Raw genomic sequence first — 20,719 nt, forward strand, 5'->3', positions numbered from 1 at the left:
GGAAGCACACGATTCCGTTCCCGTGCTGCTGTTGGAAATAAAAGATACGGAGGCCACCCATGAAAACTGTCGAGGGCGCAAAGGGACGCGTTTCTTGTCGGCGTCTCGTCATCGCGGTTTCGTTGCTGGGGCTTTCCGGATGCGTTTCGGCGGTGACTGACGAGGAGATGGCCGCCACTGCCAAAAAGCCGGAAGTTGCCGGACAGCAGAAGCAGCAGACGGCCGCAACTGCTGCACCCGCGGCCGGTGCGCAGCAGGGGCACTATGTGGATCCCGCCGTGGCGTCAGCGGCTGGCGCGACCACGGCTCCGGCGCAGCATCAGGCAGCGGGCGGTCCGGCACAGGGTTACGGCGCTGCCGCCGATATCGCCGGACTGACGACGCAGCCAACGGGTATTTCCGCTGGAACATCAAGCATCTATTCCACCGCATCCGCAGCGCCTTCCCTGGCCGCCACGGCGTCCGGCGCGGCCGCGGCGGGCGTGCCTTCCCAGAAAATCACACCTGCGCTCAGCAGCGTTTACTCCGCCCCTGTGCAGGTGGCGCAACCGCAGCCGGTATCCGCGCCTGTTGCTGTGCCGTCAGCCGCGCAGGTACCGGAGCAGCACAGCGAGAACCGCCAGCCCGCTGCCGTGCCGGTGCCACAAACCGCATCGGAACAGCTTGCTTCGGTGCAGCCCGCGACCAGTGCCGCCATGGGCGACGAGAAGCAGGAAGGCGAAGGCAAGGGCGTCACGCTTGCAGCATTTTTCGCCGGTGCAGCCAAGAAGCGCCTGCCGAAAATGATCGAAAGCGGTTCGGCAGGTGGCACGCAGGTGGCCGCACTTCCGGGAGCGGCGGACAAGACGATGGGTATTGCGCTCTCCGGTCGCTCGATGATGTCCGACGAATTCGACGACGCTCATCTCGATGAAGAGGACGATGAACCCACCGGGCTGATGAAGCTTGCCTCGCTCTCCGGCCTGACCCGCGTCGCGCCGAACGGGCTTTTCCTGCAGACAGATCGCGTTGAAGTCGGTTGTTTCAAGCCGGAGCTCATCAGCATGATCAAGGATGTGGAGCGACACTATAACAGCCCGGCCATTGTCACCTCGGGCTACCGTCCGCCAAAGGGAATAAGGCAGGGTTCAAAACATTATACCTGCGATGCGGCTGACATACAGATCAAGGGTGTCTCCAAGTGGGAACTCGCAACCTATCTGCGTTCCCTGCCGAACCGCGGGGGTGTCGGCACCTATTGCCATACCGAATCGGTCCATATGGACACCGGTGAACCGAGAGACTGGAACTGGCGCTGCCGCCGTACCGCCGCGCGGAAGTGATTGCGACCATTCCTTGCCGGCTTACAGCCACCGCACTCCTGACGATGGTCAGTGGAGCGTGACCGTGGACGCAACGTTCCCATTATTGTAGGACGCGGCAGTTCATTGTTTCCCGCTTATGGTGCCTTGCGAAATGCAGCCTGTGTCCAATTTGCCCGTCTACATCATTTCGATTGCCCGTGCGCGGGCGCGACTGGAAAAAATGCTCGAAGGGGCCGCGGGTCTTGATCTTGATTTGCGGCCGGTGGAGGGAATTGATGGAAAGACCGTCCTCCCTGAAAACTGGCGCGATTTCGACCGACGCCGCTTCGAACTGCGCAACGGGCGCCACGCGCTGCCGGGAGAATATGGCTGTTATGCCAGCCATATTAAAGCGCTTGAGATCTTTCTTTCAACCAATGCCCCTGTCGCGGTGATTGTTGAAGACGACGTGGCGTTCACGCCGGATTTTTCGGAGCGGGTGAGGGCCATGGTGGCGATCATGCCTGACGATGCAGTCGTGAAATTGACCAATCATCGCCGCAAGGGTTTCAAAGGCCGCAGAACGAGTGCATTTGGGGATACGTTTGGCCGCTGCATCTATGGGCCTCAAGGTTCATCTGCGTGCTACATCGTTTCGCGCAGCGCCGCTGAGCGTTTCCTGAAGACGGCGCGTGTGATGACGCTACCTTTCGACCGCGCCCTGGAGTGCGGTTGGGGATATGGCACCAACGTTTACGTCTCCGACAGGGACTTTCTGCCCTTTGGCGACCCGAATACGCTCGTCGGAACGCGCGAGGAATATAAAGGCAGCAAGTTCACCCGACTGAGGCGACTGCCAGCTTATCTTTCCAGCTTTTATGACAATATAGCACGTTACATCTACGCGTACCGCTAGGCGTCCGTGGTGGCGACGCTTTTGTTTCCTGTATTGATGTTGGAAACGCTTTGAGCACCCGGCGGGATCATTGCCTGCCGGTTGGGTAAGTCCATGGAAATAAATACGAAAAATATTGTGAGGTGGTGAGAGCGCAGGGATTCGAACCCTGGACCTACTGATTAAAAGTCAGTTGCTCTACCGGCTGAGCTACGCTCTCCCGTGGCGGGCTTGGCTGCCCTTCGGAAGTGCGCGGAACATATGTAGAGCGATCCGTTCGGTCAACCCAAAAAAAGCGCTTTCGGCGATCAATCCGGTTTTTTTTGTCGCACCCCCGAAAAGGTGATTGGAGAGAGGGGGCGGCCGGGGATAAAACCGGCGTCAAGTGTGTCTGCCTGGCGGCTGAAATCGTTTTGCGGCAATGACATGCGTGAAAATGAAGCGTGAAGCGGTGGCGGCTCTCAAGAATCGCGGCGGCTTTGCGGGATGCGGAGTTTCTCTTGTCGATTGCCGATATTTCCCTGTTCAGCGCGCTTTTGGCTGGCGCTCTTTCGTTTCTGTCGCCCTGCGTTCTGCCGCTGGTGCCGCCTTATCTCTGTTATATGGCGGGTGTGTCGGTCGAGCAGTTCAGGACGGAAGACGCGGCACCACGGCCCGAGATTCGCAGGGCCGTTCTGTTTTCGGCCTTCTTTTTCACACTCGGTTTTGCCACCGTCTTCGTGGCGCTGGGCGCGGGCGCCTCGACGATAGGCACGCTTCTGCGCCAGAATCTCGACATTCTCGCCAAGATCGGCGGTTTCATCATCATCCTGATGGGCCTGAATTTCCTGGGCGTGTTCCGTATCGGCCTTTTTTCACGCGAGGCCCGGTTTCAGGGCGCGGGCAAGCCGGCGACGCTGTCCGGAGCCTATATCATGGGACTCGCCTTCGCCTTTGGCTGGACGCCCTGCATCGGCCCGGTTCTTGGCGCGATTCTCGGCGTTGCTGCTTCACGCGACACGGTCGGCGACGGCGCAATGTTGCTTGCGGTTTATTCCCTTGGCCTTGCGGTACCGTTCTGGATCGCGGCGGCGTTTTCCGGCTCCTTCATGCGTTTCCTCGTCCGCTTCCGTCGCCATCTCGGCCTCGTGGAAAAGCTGCTCGGCGTGTTGCTGGTGCTGACCGGCCTCGCTTTCATATCCGGTTTTATCACCAATGTGGCGATCTGGTTCCAGGAGACCTTTCCGATCCTGATGCAAATCGGCTAAGCCTCCCGCTGGAGTTGCTTGCGGGGGAGACACAGTGACTGACATCGTGGGATTGCTGTTGCCGTTTTTCGGCCTCATCTTGATCGGCTACGGCGCTGCGCGCATCACGAAACAGCCGGTCGAGGCGATGGGCTGGCTGAACACCTTCATCATCTACGCGGCGCTGCCGGCGCTGTTTTTCAAGCTGGTGTCGAAAACGCCGGTGGAAGAACTGGCGCGGATGGATTTCGTTGCCGCCAGCCTCGTCTGTACCTATGGCATTTTCTTGGTTGTGTTCCTGATCGGTCGTTTTGTCCGGAAAAACAGCCTCGCGGAAACGACGATCCAAAGTTTTGCGGCAAGTTACGGCAATATCGGCTATATGGGCCCGGGCATTGCGCTTCTGGCGCTCGGCGAAAAGGCGGCGGTGCCTGTGGCGCTCATCGTCTGCCTCGAAAACGCCGCGCATTTCATTGTCGCGCCGGCGATGATGGCCGTTGCAGGCGGCGACAAGCGTTCCCCGGCGAAGCTTGCGCTGGATGTGGCCCGCAAGGTCATCACCCATCCCTTCATCGTATCCGTCATCGCCGGTTTCCTGGCCGCTTCGCTGTCATGGCAACCGCCGGAGGCGGTGCAGCGGCTGGTGGATTATCTGGCGCAATCAGCCGCCCTGTGCGCTGTTTGCAATGGGCGTGACGCTGGCACTTCGGCCGATGAAGCGGGTGCCGGTGGAGATCAGCTACATCGTGCCGGCAAAACTCATCCTGCATCCGCTCGCCGTTTATCTCGTGCTGTCGTCGCTCGGGCGATTCGAGCCGGTGTGGATCTATTCCGCCGTGCTGCTGGCTGCTTTGCCGACCGCGACGAATGTCTTCGTCATCGGCCAGCAATATCATGTGTGGCAGGAGCGGGCGTCGGCGACGATCCTGATTTCGACGGTGCTGTCGGTTCTCACGCTGACGGGCGTGGTTTATTTCATCCAGCCTTTTTGAAGCTGCCGAACAGCAGTGAGGGCAGGGCCTTCAGGCCCCGGCCGGGTTCGATGCCTTCGCGCATGACAATGCTTCGGAGCGTACCGATGCCGGAAAGCACGTGCAGGCCGGCTGCGCGCGCCATCTGGATGGGCAGGAAATCCGAAAGCAGCGAGCGGTTCAGGAGATCGACGCTCAGTGTGCGGCTATAGACATCCGCCCGCCTCCTGCGGTCGAAGCTGCTGCCGGCATCGGCCGCAATGGGGCGGTCGGAAACGGCGCTCAGCAATTCCGTCAGTGAGATGATGTCGCGCAGGCTGAGGTTCAGTCCCTGTGCGCCGATGGGCGGAAAACCATGTGCCGCCTCGCCGATCAGGGCGACGCGGCCCTTGCCGAAGCGATGGGCGGTCATGGAAGAGAGCGGCCATGCCTGGACGCTATCCTCGACGGTAACGGCGCCCAGCATGGACTGCATGCGTTCCTCGACCCGAAGGCTCAGCGCTTCCAGTGGCAGGGCAGTCAGTTCTTCCGCCTGTTGCGGGGTGACGACCCAGACGAGGCTGGAGCGGTTGCCGGGAAGGGGAACCTGCGTGAAAGGGCCGGTGGGCGTGTGGAATTCCGTCGAAACATTTCCATGCTGTCGGCTGTGGCCGAAGTTCAAAACGACGGCGGTCTGCGGATAGGACCAGGATTTCACGCCGATGCCGGCTGCATCCCGGACCATCGACTTCCTGCCATCTGCCCCGATGAGGAAATCGGCAGAGAGCGTTTCGCCATCCGCAAGGGTCACCGTCGCGCGGTCGTCGCCGAGATCGATCGTCTCGGCGAAGGTGTCGAGGCGGGTAATATTGTGTTCCTGCTCCACCGCTTCGCTGAGAACACCGAGCAAGGCCTCGTTGGGGATGTTCCAGCCAAATGCATCCAGGCCGATTTCGGAGGAACGGAACTGCACTGTCGGTGCTCGCAACAGACGGTCGGTTCCGTCTATGATCTGCATGGTGGAAAGGCGGGCGGCCGAAGGCGCGATGCGTGACCACAGGCCGAGACGGTCCAGGAAGCGGATAGACTGGTCCATCAGCGCCGTGGTGCGCCGGTCCTTTCTGTCGGTGGAAGGTGCTACGAGCGCCACGTGGCGACCCGCCCGTGCCAGTGCGATGGCCGCGATCTGACCCGCAAGTCCTGCACCTGTTATGGCGATATCGAAGTGTCTCATGGTCCTGATCCGTTATTATTTCCAGAGCATCATAAAGGCTTTGCATCGGCAAATCCACTTCCGGCCGGGAACATCCGGTTGTGAAGATTCATTGGGTCTGCCGCCACATTAGTCTTAGGATAAGCCGACTGAGCCGGTTGCAAAGCGTGGTGAATGGCCGCATACCGGAATAAGCAGGGCGGATGAAAAGCGGGGCGCAGACGCTGACCATGAAAATTTTCAACTACAAGCGTGTTCCCTATGCGGAAATCCGCGCCTTTTCCGTTCATATTCTAACGGCGTCCGGTTCCTTTCTTGCCTTCCTTGGCGTCGTTGCTGCTTCCGAGCACCGTTTTGTCGATATGTTCTGGTGGCTTGGTCTTGCGCTGCTGGTGGATGGGATAGACGGCCCTATCGCCCGGAAGGTCCGGGTCAAGGAAGTGCTGCCAAACTGGTCGGGCGATACGCTCGACAACATCATCGATTACGTGACCTATGTGCTTCTGCCTGCCTTCGCGCTCTATCAGAGCGGCATGATTGGAGAGCCATGGTCCTTTGTGGCGGCGGGCATGATCGTGGTGTCCAGTGCTATCTACTATGCCGATATGGGGATGAAGACCGACGAATATTTCTTCTCGGGCTTCCCCGTGGTGTGGAACATGGTGATCTTCACGCTCTTCGTGATGGATGCCAGCGCCACCACCGCCATGACAGTCGTGACTGTTTCGGTGTTCCTGACATTTCTGCCGATCAATTTCCTGCATCCCGTGCGGGTGAAGCGGCTGCGGTCCCTTAATCTTCTTGTCGTGGCCATCTGGTGCGCCCTTGGTGGTTATGCGCTGCTGATGCATTTCCAGACGCCGACATGGGCGGTGGTGGGGTTCGTGGCGAGCGGCATCTACCTGTATTGCATCGGAGGAATTTTACAGTTTATCCCAACGCTCGGCGCGAAATGATGAAGAGGTAAAGCCGTTTATTGCTTGTGCAAATTGCATTTAAGCAGCTTCTTTTTCAGTTGTGCGCAGCAGCAAAACCGTTATCAATAAGTTCTGATCACGTATCATTGCATACTTTTTGGTGCGGGATTGGGAACAATGACCGCGACCGTCTGAAACGCCTCGAAGAAGGCATGGACGGTTGGTGAGAGAGGGAACTCGTGACTGGAACTTTGGCGCCGGAGGCCGTGCCTCTCCTGTCCGTTCGCAAGCTGACCAAGCTGTTCGGCAATTTCGCCGCCTGCAACGGTATCGATCTCGATATTGCGCCGGGTGAAATCCATGCGCTCCTGGGTGAAAACGGCGCGGGTAAATCCACGCTCGTCAAGATGCTGTTCGGCGTTCTCGCACCGACTGAGGGCGAAATCATCTGGCAGGGTGAGCCGGTTTCGGTGGGTTCGCCAAGCGAAGCCCGCAGGCTCGGCATCGGCATGGTGTTCCAGCATTTTTCGCTGTTCGAGGCGTTGACGGTTGCCGAGAACATTGCCCTGTCGCTCGATCCGAAAATTTCATTGAAGGAAATCGCCAGGGAAGCGGAGACCCTGTCGCGCGCCTATGGCCTGCCGCTCGACCCCAATGCGCATGTGGCCGATCTTTCGGTCGGCGAGCGCCAGCGCATCGAAATTGTCCGTGCTCTGCTGCAGAACCCGCGGCTTATCATTCTTGACGAGCCGACCTCGGTTCTGACGCCGCAGGAGGCCGACAAGCTTTTCGAGACGCTGGAGAAGCTGAAGGCCGAAGGCCGTTCCGTGCTTTATATCAGCCATCGTCTCGAAGAGGTTCAACGCATCTGCGACCGCGCCACGGTTCTGCGCCATGGCAAGGTGACCGGTGCCTGCGATCCGCGCCGGGAGACGCCGGCATCGCTGGCGCGCATGATGGTGGGCAGCGATGTCGCCAGTGTGTCGCGCGCGACGGGCGAAGCGCTGGGTGCGCCGCAGATCGAAGTCATGGGGCTTTCGGTCGCGCCGCGCACGCCGTTCGCCGTGGCATTGAAATCGATTTCGATGACCGTGCGCGCCGGGGAGGTGCTGGCGATTGCCGGGGTCGCGGGAAACGGGCAGGGTGAGCTGTTCAACGCGCTTTCGGGGGAATACCCGGTTTATAATAACGATGCGATCCATCTCCGCGGCAAGCCGGTCGGCCGGATCGGCATCAACGGTCGCCGGCTGATGGGGGCGGGTTTCGTACCGGAAGAGCGCCATGGCCACGCCGCCGTTCCCGGAATGAGCCTCTCCGACAATCTGTTGCTCGCGCGGGCCCGCTCCGATCGCAAGGCGTTCCTGACCGGCGGTTTCCTGCGTATTGTCAGGGGGTCGGCCATCAGGGCAGCGGCGCGGCGCATATCGGAAACCATGGATGTGCGCAAAAGCGGGGCCGATCCGCTGGCAGGCTCGCTCTCAGGCGGCAATCTGCAGAAGTTCATCGTGGGACGTGAGCTCGACCGCCAGCCGGCCGTGCTTGTCGTCAACCAGCCGACGTGGGGCGTGGATGCGGGTGCTGCAAGCCGCATCCGTCAGGCACTTGTCGATCTTGCCAAGTCGGGCTCGGCGGTCATCGTCATCAGTCAGGACCTGGATGAAATCTTTGAAGTCGCCACCAATATCGCGGTCATCTCCGACGGCAAGCTTTCCGAGGCCCGTCCGGTGGAGGAAATGACGCTCGAAAAGATCGGCCTGTTGATGGGCGGCATTCACACGACACATTCGGGAGCCGCCCAGCATGCGCATTGAGCTTGAAAAACGCGCAGGGGTTTCCCGGCTTTTTACATTTCTTTCGCCGCTTCTGGCGCTGGTGCTGACCCTGCTGGTCGGTGCTGTCATGTTCGCCATGCTCGGGAAGAACCCGGCCCATGCGCTTTATGCCTTCTTCGTGGAGCCGTTGCTCGAAGTCTGGTCCCTGCACGAGCTGGCGATCAAGGCCGCGCCGCTGATCCTGATCGGTGTCGGCCTGTCGATCTGTTATCGCTCCAATAACTGGAACATCGGAGCGGAAGGGCAATTCACCATCGGTGCGATTACTGGCTCCATACTGCCGGTTCTTTATCCGGACTGGCATTCGCCGCTGCTTCTGCCGCTCATGCTGGTGATGGGAGCTCTCGGCGGGGCGCTCTATGCGGGTATTCCCGCTCTCCTGAAGACGAAGTTCAATACCAACGAAATCCTCGTCAGCCTGATGCTGGTCTACGTTGCACAGCTTTTCCTCGACTGGCTGACGCGCGGAATCTGGCGTGATCCGGGCGGTTATAATTTCCCGCAGACCAAGCCGTTCAACGATAGCGCCGTGTTGCCGGAGATGCTGGCATCGGGCCGGGCGCACTGGGGCTTCGTTTTCGCCATCGTCGCGGCGATCGCGCTGTGGTTCATGATGCGCCACATGCTGAAGGGCTTCGAAGTCACCGTGCTTGGCCAGTCGGCCCGGGCAGGGCGATTTGCCGGTTTCTCGTCGAGCCGCATGGTGTGGTTTTCGCTGCTGCTATCGGGCGCGCTGGCCGGTCTTGCGGGCATTTCGGAAGCCTCCGGCTCCATCGGCCACCTCCAGCCCAGCATTTCGCCGGGCTATGGTTTTACAGCCATCATCGTCGCGTTTCTCGGCCGTCTTAACCCGCTTGGCATTATCCTGTCGGGGCTGGTGCTGGCGCTGACCTATCTCGGCGGCGAGGCGGCGCAGCTTTCGATCGGTGTATCGGACAAGGTCACGCGCGTGTTCCAGGGGCTGATGCTGTTCTTCGTGCTCTCCTGCGATACGCTCATCTTCTATCGCATCAAGGTCGTTTTTGCCGGCAAGGCGCATCACAAGCAGGGAGCGGCATGATGGACATGCTTCAGGCCATTCTCCTCACCGTCATCACCGCCGCGACGCCGCTCGTCATAGCCGCCTCCGGTGAACTGGTGGTGGAGCGATCCGGTGTGCTCAATCTCGGCGTCGAAGGCATGATGATCATGGGTGCGGTCTGCGCTTTCGCGACCGCCCATATGACGGGTTCGCCCTATCTCGGCATTCTGGCCGGCATTGCTTCGGGTGCGGTTTTTTCGCTTCTGTTCGGTTTTCTGACATTGACGCTGGTCACCAATCAGGTGGCGACGGGTCTTGCGCTCACCATTCTGGGCCTGGGCGTATCCGGTATGCTGGGCGAAAGCTTCGTTGGCCTGCCAGGCGTCAAGCTGCAGCCGATCGTCTTTCCCGTTCTGTCGGACATACCCTTCATCGGCCCGCTGCTCTTCCGGCAGGATCTGATCTTCTACCTTTCCATAGGGCTGGTGGCCGGCATAGGCTGGTTCCTGTTCAAAAGCCGGGCGGGCCTGAAGATGCGCGCCATCGGCGATAGTCATGCCTCGGCCCATGCGCTCGGGATCAACGTCATCCGCACACGCTATCTGACTGTCATGTTCGGCGGTGCCTGTGCCGGTCTCGCTGGCGCGCAGCTTTCGCTGGTTTATACGCCGCAATGGGTGGAAAACATGTCGGCCGGGCGTGGCTGGATTGCGCTGGCGCTCGTTGTCTTCGCGTCCTGGCGTCCATGGCGGGTGCTCGCCGGCGGTTATCTGTTCGGCGCCGTCACCATCGGGCAATTGCACGCGCAGGCCTTCGGCATCGGGGTGCCGTCGCAGCTTTTGTCGGCGCTACCTTACCTTGCAACTATTGTCGTGCTGGTCATCATCTCGCATAATCGCCGCACGACGTTGATCAATACACCGGCATCGCTGGGCAAGTCCTTCGTGCCGGACAGGTAAAGCATTCTCACGTCTCCAAACCAACAGGGGTAAAAATGAAAAAACTGGTCATCGCACTTGCCGCTTCCATCGCGGCGCTGGGAGGCGTTGTTTCCTCCGCTGAAGCCGCCGACGCCAAGAAGGTCTGCTTCATCTATGTCGGTAGCCGCACCGATGGCGGCTGGACGCAGGCGCATGATATCGGCCGCGAAGAGCTGCAGAAGCACTTCGGCGACAAGATCGAAACGCCGTTCCTCGAAAGCGTTCCGGAAGGCCCGGATGCTGAACGCGCCATCGAGCGCATGGCCCGCTCCGGCTGCGAACTGGTGTTCACCACCTCCTTCGGCTTCATGGATGCGACCGTGAAGGTTGCCCAGAAATTCCCTAAGGTGAAGTTCGAGCACGCAACCGGCTTCAAGACGGCTGAAAACGTCGCGACCTACAATTCGCGTTTCTATGAAGGCCGTTACATTCAGGGCCAGATCGCCGCGAAAATGTCGAAAAAAGGCGTTGCCGGTTACATCGCGTCCTTCCCGATCCCGGAAGTGGTGATGGGCATCGACGCCTTCGTTCTCGGCGCGCAGTCCGTTAATCCCGAATTCAAGGTCAAGGTCGTCTGGGCAAACACCTGGTTCGACCCCGGCAAGGAAGCCGATGCCGCCAAGGCGCTGATCGACCAGGGCGTCGATATCCTGACGCAGCACACCGACACGACGGCACCGATGCAGGTTGCAGCCGAGCGCGGCATCAAGGCATTCGGCCAGGCCTCCGACATGATCAAGGCCGGTCCTGAGACGCAGCTGACCGCGATCAAGGATACCTGGGGCGCTTATTACATCAAGCGCACGCAGGCTCTTCTCGATGGCACCTGGAAGTCGGAATCGGTCTGGGACGGCCTGAAGGACGGTATCCTGACCATGGCGCCCTACACCAACATGCCTGACGACGTGAAGAAGATGGCCGAGGACACCGAAGCCAAGATCAAGTCCGGCGAACTGCACCCCTTCACCGGCCCGGTGAAGAAGCAGGACGGCTCGGAATGGCTGAAGGCTGGTGAAAAGGCTGAGGATAAGGTCCTGCTCGGCCTCAACTTCTACGTTGCCGGCGTGGACGACAAGCTGCCGCAATAATCTGCGTTGTGGGACAGGGTATCATCCTCGGCCTTGACCCGGATGATACTCGCCATGTCTATGGATCCTCGCCTGAAGGGCGAGGATGACGTGGGAAATTGAGTTCGCAAAGATCGGGGCTGTACATCGACGCATGTGCAGCCTTGCTTATTTTCATGGGTTTTATTGCGTAGATGAAGTTTGCCTTTGCTTTTCCGGCAACTTGATGTCTTTCACTATATTCTGACTGAAGATACACGTCTGGCGCGATTTTTAAAATCGCCAACCGAACGGAAGGACATGGCACTTGCAGCGCGGAATGCTCGATGCGGCGATCGGTCTACGAAAGCTGCGGACAAATCATGCACAGGTCGTTCACAAGCTCGGTCTCGACATCGTGTCCGGCAACTTCAGGACCGGCGACATCCTGCCAGGCGATGCGGAGCTGATGGAGCGGCTTAAAGTTTCGCGCACCGTATTGCGCGAAGCGATGAAGACGCTGACGGCCAAGGGCATGATTTCCCCCAAGGCGCGGATTGGTACGCGGGTGACGGAGCGCGAAAGCTGGAACATGTTCGACAGCGAAGTGCTGCTATGGCACTTCGAGGCCGGCGTCAGCGATGAGTTCCTGCTGCATCTCTACGACATCCGCAAAGCCTTCGAACCCTATGGCGCCGGGCTTGCCGCCATCAGGGCAAAGGATGCGGATATCGCAAAGCTTGCCGCCTATGCCAATGAGATGGGCAATACTGCTTATTCGAAAGAAAAGCGCGCGCTTGCGGACATGAATTTCCATGTCCTCATCACCGAAATGTCGGGCAACCCGTTCATGCGCACCGTTGGTTCGCTGATAAAGGCGGCTCTGGCGGGCATCTTCCGGATGAGCAATCCGGACACCGATCCCAATGAAATTTCCGATGTTTCAGCTTCGCACCTGAAGCTCGTGGAAGCCTTTCGTCTGCATGACGAGGCCGCCGCGCGTCGCGAGATGGAAAGATTGATTGAGAACGGTCGCCAGCAGGTACTGGAATTCACTGCCCGCAACTCCCGGCGATAAATCAGACGGTGGGAGCAGGATGTGATCCCGCTCCAATCACGTTTGATGAAAACCGGTGCGGAAATTTGGTGCAGATTTGCATGGTTTCTTAAGTGGGCCGCCGTTATAGCAATCCGGAATGAAATTACCGATGCGCCCGTTCGTTTTGCCGGACGGCGCAAAGTCAAACATGTGCCGCTGTATCGGCTGCCAGGCAGTCGCCGACGGGGTGTTGGAGGTCTTATGGAGCGCAGCTCTCTAGCCGTTATTCTCGCAGCGGGCGACAGCACGCGCATGAAGTCGTCGAAATCCAAGGTGCTGCATCCGGTCGCCGGCCGTCCGATGATTGCGCATGTGGTCGAGGCGGTGGCTGGATCGGGCGTGGGCACGGTGGCGCTCGTCGTCGGACGTGACGCCGACAATGTTGCCACGGCGGCGAGCCTGCCGGGACTTCAGGTTGAGACTTTTCTTCAGACGGAACGCAAAGGTACCGGCCATGCCGTGCTTGCCGCACGTGCGGCAATCGAACGCGGCTTCGACGATCTCATCATCGCTTATGGCGACGTGCCGCTCATTACCTCCGCCACGCTCGACCGGGCCCGCGAGGCCATTGCTTCCGGCGCCGATGTCGCGGTGATCGGTTTTCATACCGATCGGCCCACGGGTTATGGCCGGTTGCTGGTCGAGAATGGCGAGCTGGTGGCGATCCGCGAGGAAAAGGATGCGACCGACGAAGAGCGCAGGGTGACCTGGTGCAATAGTGGACTGATGGCGATCAATGGCCGCAATGCCCTTGATCTGCTCGACCGGATCGGCAACGGCAATGTGAAGGGCGAATATTATCTGACGGACGTGGTCGAAATTGCCCGGTCGCTCGGCCGCCGCGCCGTCGCCATCGATGCACCGGAAACAGAACTGGTCGGCTGCAACAACCGCGCCGAACTGGCCTTTATCGAAAAGCTCTGGCAGGAGCGCCGCCGCCATGAATTGATGGTCGACGGCGTATCGATGATCGCGCCTGAAACTGTCTTCCTCTCCTTCGATACGGTGATCGGTCAAGATGCGCTGATCGAGCCCAATGTCGTTTTTGGTCCGGGCGTGACGGTCGAACCGGGTGCTGTGATCCATGCCTTCTCGCACCTCGAAGGCGCGCATGTCGCGGAAGGTGCCACTGTTGGTCCCTATGCCCGGCTGCGACCGGGGGCCAACCTGCACGCCAACTCCAAGGTGGGTAATTTCTGCGAGGTCAAGAAGGCCGAGATCGGCGAGGGGGCCAAGGTCAATCATCTCACCTATATCGGCGACGCCTTCGTTGGCGCGGGCAGCAATGTCGGTGCCGGCACCATCACCTGCAATTATGACGGTTACAACAAGGCTGAGACGCGGATCGGCGCGAACAGCTTCGTTGGTTCCAACTCGTCGCTGGTTGCTCCCGTGACGATTGGCAAGGGGGCCTACATCGCCTCCGGCAGCGTCATCACCGATGACGTGCCCGATGATGCGCTGGCTTTTGGGCGTGCGCGCCAGGAGGTGAAGCCGGGCCGCGCAACCGTGGTGCGCGAGCGGGCGAAGGCGCTGAAGGAAGCGAAGAAAAAGTCGTCTTGAAGGACGTTACGAAGCGATACCGAAAGTGACCGGCGCCATAATTGCGGATTGCACGGGAAAGATTAGAAGTTTCGGCGAAAAGATCGCCGTCTGGAGATATATATGTGCGGAATTGTCGGAATTGTCGGAACTGAGCCCGTTACCGAACGGCTTGTCGATGCACTGAAGCGTCTCGAATATCGTGGCTATGATTCAGCCGGCGTTGCAACGATCGACAATGGCGCGATGGATCGCCGCCGTGCCGAGGGCAAGCTCTTCAATCTTGAAAAGCTGGTGTCCGAAAAGCCGCTGCCGGGCGTGGTCGGCATCGCGCATACACGCTGGGCGACCCACGGCGTGCCGAACGAAACCAATGCTCACCCGCACTTCGTCGATGGCGTGGCCGTCGTCCATAACGGCATCATCGAAAACTTCGCCGAATTGCGCGAAGAACTGACCGCCGAGGGCGCGACCTTCACCACCCAGACCGACACCGAGGTGGTGGCGCAGCTTCTGGCGAAATATACCCGCGAGGGTCTTGGTCATCGTGAGGCTATGCTGAAGATGCTGAACCGCGTGACCGGCGCTTATGCGCTGGTGGTGATGTTCAAGGACGATCCCGGCACGCTGCTTTCGGCGCGCTCCGGCCCGCCGCTTGCCGTCGGTTATGGCCGCGGAGAAATGTTCCTGGGTTCCGACGCCATTGCGCTTTCGCCCTTCACCAACGAGATCACCTATCTGGTGGATGGCGACTGCGCCATCGTGACCCGGCAGGGTGCTGAGATCATCGATTTCTCCGGCAAGCCGGTGAAGCGCGAGCGGCAGATATCGCAGGCGACGGCCTATGTGGTCGACAAGGGCAACCATCGCCACTTCATGGAAAAGGAAATCTACGAGCAGCCGGAAGTCATTTCCCATGCGCTCAGCCATTATGTGGATTTCGCCTCCAAGACCGTGAAGGAAGCCGATAAGGCCATCGATTTCGCCAAGCTTTCCGGACTTGCGATCTCCGCCTGCGGCACGGCTTATCTGTCCGGCCTGATCGGCAAATACTGGTTCGAGCGTTATGCGCGCCTGCCGGTGGAGATCGATGTGGCCTCCGAGTTCCGCTATCGTGAAATGCCACTTCAGCCAACGCAGGCGGCGCTCTTCATCTCGCAATCGGGTGAGACAGCCGATACGCTGGCATCGCTGCGCTATTGCAAGGAAAGCGATCTCAAGATCGGCGCCATCGTCAATGTGCGGGAATCGACCATTGCCCGGGAATCGGACGCCATCTTCCCGATCCTTGCCGGACCGGAAATCGGCGTCGCCTCCACCAAGGCCTTCACCTGCCAGCTTGCGGTGCTTGCTTCGCTCGCCATCGCCGCCGGCAAGGCGCGCGGCACGCTGAAGCCTGGTCAGGAAAAGGAACTTGTGCAACATCTGATCGAGATGCCGCGCATCATGAGCCAGGTGCTCAACATCATCCAGCCGCAAATAGAGGGCCTGTCGCGCGATCTGTCGCGCTTCAAGGACGTGCTTTATCTCGGCCGGGGCACCAGCTTCCCGCTGGCGCTGGAAGGCGCGCTGAAGCTCAAGGAAATTTCCTATATTCACGCCGAAGGTTATGCTGCCGGCGAGCTGAAGCACGGCCCCATCGCGCTGATCGACGAGAACATGCCTGTCATCGTCATCGCCCCGCATGATCGCTTTTTCGAAAAGACCGTTTCGAACATGCAGGAGGTCGCAGCCCGCGGCGGCCGTATCATCTTCATCACGGATGAGAAGGGAGCTGCCGCTTCCAAGCTCGACACCATGGCGACGATCACGCTGCCGACCGTCGACGAACTGATCGCACCGATGGTCTTCTCGCTGCCCATTCAGCTGCTGGCCTATCACACCGCCGTTTTCATGGGTACGGATGTCGACCAGCCGCGCAACCTTGCAAAATCGGTCACGGTGGAATGATCATCCGGCCGGAGCGCCAGGGTGACGAAGAGGCGATTGCCCGCGTTACGGAAGAAGCCTTCCGTAACGTCGAGCATAGCGACAAGACCGAACATCTGATCGTGGCGCGGCTGCGGGAGGCCGATGCGCTCACGGTTTCGCTCGTGGCCGAAGACAGCGAAGGGATCGTCGGCCATATCGGCTTTTCGCCCGTGACACTTTCAAGCGGCGACAGCGGCTGGTTTTGCCTTGCGCCTCTTTCGGTGACGCCGGAACGGCAGGGCGAGGGTATCGGCTCCCGGCTGGTGCGTGAAGGGCTTGGTGCGCTTGATCGGCTGAGCGCATCGGGATGTGTCGTTGCCGGCGATCCCGATTATTATGGACGCTTCGGTTTTCAAGCCGTCGAGGGCCTGAGCGCTGTGGGGATTCCTGGCGAATATTTCACAGTTCTTCGCTTGCATGGGGGAACGCCATCCGGCATTGTCAGTTTTCATCCGGGTTTCGATAGCGACAGCGCTTAACGCGAACGGTAAATGACCGACATTCCTCCCAAAATTTCCTTTGCGACACGGTTGCGCAACAGCTTCCTTACGGGCGTTCTGATCCTCGCACCCGTCACCATTACCATGTGGCTTGTGTGGAGCTTCCTGCAATGGGCGGATAGCTGGGTGAAGCCCTATATTCCCGCCCGTTACGATCCCGAGCAATATTTCGATGTGGCCATTCCCGGCTTCGGCCTGCTGATCGCTGTCATCGGCATCACCCTCATCGGCTTTCTCGGCAATAACCTGATCGGGAAATGGATTGTCGGCGTCGGTGAATCCATCCTCAACCGCATGCCGTTGGTGCGGCCGATCTATAAAAGCATCAAACAGCTTTTCGAATCCGTCCTGAAGGAGCACTCGAACTCCTTCAAGAAGGTTGGCCTGATCGAGTTCCCGTCGTCAGGCACATGGGCGATGGTGTTTGTGGCTTCCGAGGCAAAGGGCGAACTCGCCCATCGCTTCAACGAGATGGGCCAGCAGATGGTCGCCGTCTTCCTGCCGCCCACACCGGTGCCGACGGCGGGCTTCCTGCTGTTCGTGCCCAAGGACAAGATCGTGATGCTGGACATGACCCCGGAGGATGCGGCGAAGCTGCTGATCTCGGGTGGTCTTGTGGCGCCGGATTTCACGCCGCCGAAGATGATCGCGCCGGTCTAATCTAGAGAACGCCCGGGATGTCCGTCTGCGAAAAGTCGTTACCGACATAAAGCAAACGGCAACCCTCTGTTTTCGCCAGCTCGTAGGCAAAGCAGTCGCCGAAATTTAGTCCGGCAGGATGAACGCCCTTGCCCCAAATGCGATAAGCTTCCGAAACGCCATGCGCCGATTTGGGGGTGACGGGCTTGATTTCGGCGCCCAGACCTTCGATCAGCATCTCTAGTTCCCGGCTACGGTCGCGCCGCTGCGCCACGATCATGGCCTCCGCAAGCGTCCCCGCTGAAATGAGCAGAGGTTCATCAGTTTCGAGCGCTGAGGCGCAGGCATCCGCTTTGGGTTCATCGAGCAGGATCGTCATCAGAGCCGACGTATCGATAACGATCATTTCGGAAGGCCGTGCTCGTCATAGAGAAAATCCTGACTATGCGCGGCATTCGGGCCATTATCGCCTTTGTTGGCGACAGTCGCGCGCACTTTTGCGAGCGCGGCGCTACGGGATGTTTTATCCGCCACGACGGTGACCGGAACCAGCCGCACGGCTGCGTGGCCATGACGGGTGAGAATGACCTCATCACCGGCTTCGGCGCGGCGCACCAGTTCGGTAAGCTGACTTTTTGCATCAGTCACGGATATCTGCACGGCTAACCTCGGGCGTTAAAGTTAGCGTTATATTAGTCCATTCAATGGACCATATCAATCCTCGTCGTCCAGATCATCCACGTCTGTTCCTGTAGTCGTGGCGTGGAACACCGGCACGAAGAGCCGCATATAGACCAGCCTCACGCTCCAGCCTTCTTCCAGCGCCCTGCTCCATGCCTTTTTGCGGCCGGGCTTCTTGAACGCCTTGCCAATCGCCTTCTTCTCGCTCTTCGCAAATGTTTCGGGTTGGAGGATGTTCTGGGGCGAGCAGAGCGCGTAGCCCTTGCGGAAGGCGGGTGGTGGGCGGCGCGGGTCGATCATGTTCATGGGTGTTCTCTTTCAGCCGGCGTGCAGGAAACGAATCGCTTCGTCGCGGCGGTGCAGATAGAGCAAGGTGCGTAGCGCATCGCCGCGTGGACCTATCAGTTCCGGGTCGCGCTCGATGACGTAGGCTGCGTCCTTGCGGGCAATTTCGAGAAGATCGGCGTGGGCCTCAAGGCTGGCGATGCGGAAGCCAGGCGTGCCTGATTGACGCGTGCCGAGCAACTCGCCTTCGCCGCGCAGCTTCAAATCTTCTTCGGCGATCAGGAAGCCGTCCTCGCTATCGCGCAGGATGGAGAGCCGGGCGCGGCCGTTTTCGCTGAGCGGGCCCTTGTAGAGCAGGATACAAGTGGAGGCCTCGTCGCCGCGTCCGACGCGGCCTCGCAGCTGGTGCAGCTGGGCGAGGCCGAAACGTTCGGCGTGTTCGATGACCATGATCGTCGCGTCAGGCACATCGACGCCGACCTCGACCACCGTAGTTGCCACCAGCAGGCGGGTTTCGCCGTTCTTGAAGGCGAGCATGGCGGCGTCCTTCTCCGGGCCGCTCATACGCCCGTGAATGAGGCCGATGTTGGCGCCGAGCATCTGCGAGAGAACCGCGTGGCGCTCCTCCGCCGACATCAGGTCGGACTCCTCCGTCTCCTCCACCAGCGGGCAAATCCAGTAGGCTTTTTTGCCGTCCTTCAGCGCTGCGCGCAGCCGCTCAACAATATCGCCAATGCGTTCGGTGGGGATCGTCACCGTCTGGATGGGTTTGCGGCCCGCCGGTTTTTCGGTGAGCTTGGAGACATCCATGTCCCCGAAGGCGGCCAGTACCAGCGTGCGTGGAATGGGCGTGGCGGTCATGACAAGCATATGCGGCGTGATGCCCTTGGCGGTGAGCCGCAGGCGCTGATGCACGCCGAAACGGTGTTGTTCATCCACCACGGCCAGCACAAGGTTCTTATAGGTGACGCTGTCCTGGAACAGCGCATGGGTGCCGATGACGATCTGCGCTTCGCCCGAGGCCACGCGCTCCTCGATCTCGCGGCGCTCCTTGCCCTTGGTGCGGCCGGTCAGCACTTCCACCGTGAGGCCCACGGCCTGCGCGAGTTTGGAAATGGTGGCGTAATGCTGACGGGCGAGGATTTCGGTCGGCGCCATCAGCACCGCCTGTCCGCCGGCCTCCACCGCCGTCGCCATGGCCATCAGCGCCACCAGCGTCTTGCCGGCGCCGACATCGCCCTGCAACAGCCGCAACATGCGGTCTTCGCCGGCCATGTCGGTCAGGATATCCTTGACGGCGGCGCTCTGGCTTGCCGTCAGCGAGAAGGGCAGTTGCGCGAGGATTTTGGCGGCGATATCGCCCTTGGCGCGGATTGGCTGGCCCGCCACCTTGCGCAGCCGCTGGCGCACCAGCGCCAGTGAGAGCTGTCCGGCGAGGAATTCGTCGTAGGCGAGCCGTCGGCGCGCCGGGGCTTGCGGTTCGATATCGGCACTGTCGCGCGGGTTGTGGAGCTCGCGGAAGCTGGATGCCACGTCACCGAAGCCCTGCCGGGTCTTGAGCGTCTCATCGATCCATTCCGGGAAAACCGGCAGCTTCGAGAGCCCGCCTTCGATCGCCTTGCGCAACACCTTGGCGGAAAGGCCGGCGGTCATGGGATAGACGGCTTCCACAAGCGGCAGATTTTCCGCCTCGGAAAGCTTCACCATGAAATCCGGGTGCACCATGGAGGCTCGACCGTTGAACCAGTCCACCTTGCCGCTGACAAGAACCTCTTCATTGACGGGCAGGGCCTTGGACAGCCAGTCGCCCTTGGCGCGGAAGAAGGTCAGCGCCAGTTCGCCGGTCTCGTCATGCAGGAAGACGCGATAGGGCGCGGAGCGGTTACCCGGCGGTGGCGGCTGATGGCGGTCGATACGTCCCTGAATGGTGACAATGGCGCCGGGTGCTGCAAGCGCGATGCCGGGACGGTTGCGGCGGTCGATGACGTTGGAGGGCGCATGGAACAAAAGGTCGATAACGCGGGTATCGTCCGCACTTTCCCGTCCCAGAAGTTTTGCCAGGAGATCGGCAAGCTTCGGCCCCACGCCGGCAAGCGTGGAGACGGAGGCAAACAGCGGATCGAGAATGGCCGGGCGCATGGCAGCAAAATCGGGGAAGGGGACGGCTTATGCAAGACTTCGCAGGTCACAAAGCCGGGTTATCACCGGCAGATTTTCGTGGCGGTGGTATTATTTCGATAAAAACCGGTTCCCAAGCGTTCGCCTCCTGTTCTATAGGAGGTCGCGATCAACATGCTGTTGAATGGTCAACCGAAAGGTGAATGCGATGACTGGACTGGTGCGCACGAGTGCCGACCTCGATCCGAGACGCCGGCGGATACTTTACCGCTGCTGGCACCGCGGCATTCGCGAGATGGACCTCGTTCTCGGGCAATTCGCGGAAGACAATATCGCGCTGCTTTCCGATGACCAGCTCGATGAGCTCGAAGTCATCATGGCGGAAGAGGATAACGACCTCGTCAAGATGGTGACGGGGGCGCTTGCCATTCCTGAAAAGTTCCAGACCCCCCTGTTCATGAAGATCGCATCCTATCGTCCCGATTTCGATCTCGTCACCGCAGACAATGTGAAAGCCTGAA

Annotated in this window: 19 protein-coding genes, 1 tRNA gene and 1 pseudogene; 15 read left to right on the plus strand and 6 right to left on the minus strand. The window is 60.0% G+C overall.

The window, feature by feature from the left end:
* The first annotated feature begins 59 nt into the window (after positions 1–59).
* Both BLU28_RS07620 and BLU28_RS07625 read left to right on the plus strand, forming a co-directional pair.
* A complete protein-coding gene (locus tag BLU28_RS07620; RefSeq protein ID WP_168247052.1) occupies positions 60–1,322 on the plus strand; it encodes a D-Ala-D-Ala carboxypeptidase family metallohydrolase in 1,263 nt (420 codons plus the stop codon).
* A gap of 133 nt (positions 1,323–1,455) precedes the next feature.
* Positions 1,456–2,199, plus strand: coding sequence for a glycosyltransferase family 25 protein (locus BLU28_RS07625; RefSeq protein ID WP_072494471.1), 744 nt, complete (start codon positions 1,456–1,458; stop codon positions 2,197–2,199).
* A 123-nt stretch (positions 2,200–2,322) separates the two neighbouring features.
* On the opposite strand, the gene BLU28_RS07630 is transcribed toward BLU28_RS07625, so the two are convergent.
* A tRNA-Lys gene (locus BLU28_RS07630) sits at positions 2,323–2,398 on the minus strand.
* Between the two features lie 280 nt (positions 2,399–2,678).
* Between BLU28_RS07630 and BLU28_RS07635 the strand changes: the two genes are divergently transcribed.
* The gene (locus tag BLU28_RS07635; RefSeq protein ID WP_022556323.1) at positions 2,679–3,425 is read left to right on the plus strand and encodes a cytochrome c biogenesis CcdA family protein; all 747 of its coding nucleotides are present in this window, start codon (positions 2,679–2,681) and stop codon (positions 3,423–3,425) included.
* Positions 3,426–3,459: 34 nt separating this feature from the next.
* Positions 3,460–4,396 (plus strand): annotated as a pseudogene (locus tag BLU28_RS07640) (AEC family transporter).
* Here BLU28_RS07640 and BLU28_RS07645 read toward each other — a convergent pair.
* Entirely contained in the window at positions 4,380–5,588 is a 1,209-nt protein-coding gene (locus BLU28_RS07645; protein WP_004442345.1) for a UbiH/UbiF family hydroxylase, read from the minus strand. The pseudogene BLU28_RS07640 and the gene BLU28_RS07645 sit on opposite strands and share 17 nt — an antisense overlap.
* Positions 5,589–5,797: 209 nt before the next feature.
* On the opposite strand from BLU28_RS07645, the gene pcsA reads away from it, so the two are divergent.
* From pcsA to BLU28_RS07695, 10 genes are all read left to right on the plus strand, one after another.
* Positions 5,798–6,523 carry a phosphatidylcholine synthase gene (pcsA, locus tag BLU28_RS07650; RefSeq protein ID WP_077986348.1) on the plus strand — a complete coding sequence of 242 codons (726 nt, stop codon included), beginning with the start codon at positions 5,798–5,800 and terminating at the stop codon, positions 6,521–6,523.
* Positions 6,524–6,735: 212 nt separating this feature from the next.
* A complete protein-coding gene (locus BLU28_RS07655; protein WP_168247061.1) occupies positions 6,736–8,295 on the plus strand; it encodes an ABC transporter ATP-binding protein in 1,560 nt (519 codons plus the stop codon).
* The gene (locus tag BLU28_RS07660; RefSeq protein ID WP_035210760.1) at positions 8,285–9,376 is read left to right on the plus strand and encodes an ABC transporter permease; all 1,092 of its coding nucleotides are present in this window, start codon (positions 8,285–8,287) and stop codon (positions 9,374–9,376) included. Before BLU28_RS07655 ends, BLU28_RS07660 begins: the two co-directional genes overlap by 11 nt.
* Entirely contained in the window at positions 9,376–10,296 is a 921-nt protein-coding gene (locus BLU28_RS07665; RefSeq protein ID WP_035210758.1) for an ABC transporter permease, read from the plus strand. Before BLU28_RS07660 ends, BLU28_RS07665 begins: the two co-directional genes overlap by 1 nt.
* A gap of 35 nt (positions 10,297–10,331) precedes the next feature.
* Complete coding sequence (locus BLU28_RS07670) at positions 10,332–11,405, plus strand: BMP family ABC transporter substrate-binding protein (protein ID WP_004442334.1); 1,074 nt, start codon at positions 10,332–10,334, stop codon at positions 11,403–11,405.
* Positions 11,406–11,703: 298 nt separating this feature from the next.
* Entirely contained in the window at positions 11,704–12,441 is a 738-nt protein-coding gene (locus BLU28_RS07675; RefSeq protein WP_006698813.1) for a FadR/GntR family transcriptional regulator, read from the plus strand.
* Between the two features lie 222 nt (positions 12,442–12,663).
* A complete protein-coding gene (gene glmU, locus BLU28_RS07680; RefSeq protein WP_077986325.1) occupies positions 12,664–14,025 on the plus strand; it encodes a bifunctional UDP-N-acetylglucosamine diphosphorylase/glucosamine-1-phosphate N-acetyltransferase GlmU in 1,362 nt (453 codons plus the stop codon).
* Positions 14,026–14,127: 102 nt separating this feature from the next.
* Positions 14,128–15,954 (plus strand): glutamine--fructose-6-phosphate transaminase (isomerizing), encoded by a 1,827-nt coding sequence (gene glmS / locus BLU28_RS07685; protein WP_077986324.1) that lies wholly within the window; start codon positions 14,128–14,130, stop codon positions 15,952–15,954.
* Positions 15,951–16,454 (plus strand): GNAT family N-acetyltransferase, encoded by a 504-nt coding sequence (locus BLU28_RS07690; protein WP_077986323.1) that lies wholly within the window; start codon positions 15,951–15,953, stop codon positions 16,452–16,454. The genes glmS and BLU28_RS07690 overlap by 4 nt, the downstream gene beginning before the upstream one ends.
* Positions 16,455–16,466: 12 nt before the next feature.
* Positions 16,467–17,135 carry a DUF502 domain-containing protein gene (locus BLU28_RS07695; RefSeq protein WP_063948789.1) on the plus strand — a complete coding sequence of 223 codons (669 nt, stop codon included), beginning with the start codon at positions 16,467–16,469 and terminating at the stop codon, positions 17,133–17,135.
* Position 17,136: 1 nt separating this feature from the next.
* Here BLU28_RS07695 and BLU28_RS07700 read toward each other — a convergent pair whose 3' ends face one another.
* From BLU28_RS07700 to recG, 4 genes are read right to left on the minus strand one after another with little or no spacing between them, the layout of a single operon-like run.
* The gene (locus BLU28_RS07700; RefSeq protein WP_035210753.1) at positions 17,137–17,520 is read right to left on the minus strand and encodes a type II toxin-antitoxin system VapC family toxin; all 384 of its coding nucleotides are present in this window, start codon (positions 17,518–17,520) and stop codon (positions 17,137–17,139) included.
* Positions 17,517–17,774: a type II toxin-antitoxin system Phd/YefM family antitoxin gene (locus BLU28_RS07705; protein WP_006698818.1), complete on the minus strand. Its 258-nt coding sequence runs from the start codon at positions 17,772–17,774 to the stop codon at positions 17,517–17,519. Before BLU28_RS07705 ends, BLU28_RS07700 begins: the two co-directional genes overlap by 4 nt.
* 54 nt (positions 17,775–17,828) lie before the next feature.
* A complete protein-coding gene (locus BLU28_RS07710) occupies positions 17,829–18,101 on the minus strand; it encodes a hypothetical protein (RefSeq protein ID WP_004442322.1) in 273 nt (90 codons plus the stop codon).
* Between the two features lie 12 nt (positions 18,102–18,113).
* The gene (gene recG, locus BLU28_RS07715) at positions 18,114–20,219 is read right to left on the minus strand and encodes an ATP-dependent DNA helicase RecG (protein WP_077986322.1); all 2,106 of its coding nucleotides are present in this window, start codon (positions 20,217–20,219) and stop codon (positions 18,114–18,116) included.
* 187 nt (positions 20,220–20,406) lie between these two features.
* Here recG and BLU28_RS07720 point away from each other — a divergent pair, with 187 nt between their 5' ends.
* Positions 20,407–20,718 (plus strand): FAD assembly factor SdhE, encoded by a 312-nt coding sequence (locus tag BLU28_RS07720; protein ID WP_037092537.1) that lies wholly within the window; start codon positions 20,407–20,409, stop codon positions 20,716–20,718.
* Position 20,719 lies beyond the last annotated feature (1 nt).

This window comes from Agrobacterium pusense (assembly GCF_900102105.1).
Lineage (GTDB): Bacteria > Pseudomonadota > Alphaproteobacteria > Rhizobiales > Rhizobiaceae > Agrobacterium > Agrobacterium pusense.

Coding starts and splice junctions, on each gene's coding strand:
- BLU28_RS07645 (WP_004442345.1), bottom strand. CDS start 5,588: ATGAGACACTTCGATATCGCCATAACAGGTGCAGGACTTGCGGGTCAG.
- BLU28_RS07710 (WP_004442322.1), bottom strand. CDS start 18,101: ATGAACATGATCGACCCGCGCCGCCCACCACCCGCCTTCCGCAAGGGC.
- pcsA (WP_077986348.1), top strand. CDS start 5,798: ATGAAAATTTTCAACTACAAGCGTGTTCCCTATGCGGAAATCCGCGCC.
- BLU28_RS07660 (WP_035210760.1), top strand. CDS start 8,285: ATGCGCATTGAGCTTGAAAAACGCGCAGGGGTTTCCCGGCTTTTTACA.
- glmS (WP_077986324.1), top strand. CDS start 14,128: ATGTGCGGAATTGTCGGAATTGTCGGAACTGAGCCCGTTACCGAACGG.
- BLU28_RS07670 (WP_004442334.1), top strand. CDS start 10,332: ATGAAAAAACTGGTCATCGCACTTGCCGCTTCCATCGCGGCGCTGGGA.
- BLU28_RS07690 (WP_077986323.1), top strand. CDS start 15,951: ATGATCATCCGGCCGGAGCGCCAGGGTGACGAAGAGGCGATTGCCCGC.
- BLU28_RS07675 (WP_006698813.1), top strand. CDS start 11,704: ATGCTCGATGCGGCGATCGGTCTACGAAAGCTGCGGACAAATCATGCA.
- BLU28_RS07720 (WP_037092537.1), top strand. CDS start 20,407: ATGACTGGACTGGTGCGCACGAGTGCCGACCTCGATCCGAGACGCCGG.
- BLU28_RS07620 (WP_168247052.1), top strand. CDS start 60: ATGAAAACTGTCGAGGGCGCAAAGGGACGCGTTTCTTGTCGGCGTCTC.
- glmU (WP_077986325.1), top strand. CDS start 12,664: ATGGAGCGCAGCTCTCTAGCCGTTATTCTCGCAGCGGGCGACAGCACG.
- BLU28_RS07700 (WP_035210753.1), bottom strand. CDS start 17,520: ATGATCGTTATCGATACGTCGGCTCTGATGACGATCCTGCTCGATGAA.
- BLU28_RS07695 (WP_063948789.1), top strand. CDS start 16,467: ATGACCGACATTCCTCCCAAAATTTCCTTTGCGACACGGTTGCGCAAC.
- BLU28_RS07625 (WP_072494471.1), top strand. CDS start 1,456: ATGCAGCCTGTGTCCAATTTGCCCGTCTACATCATTTCGATTGCCCGT.
- BLU28_RS07665 (WP_035210758.1), top strand. CDS start 9,376: ATGGACATGCTTCAGGCCATTCTCCTCACCGTCATCACCGCCGCGACG.
- recG (WP_077986322.1), bottom strand. CDS start 20,219: ATGCGCCCGGCCATTCTCGATCCGCTGTTTGCCTCCGTCTCCACGCTT.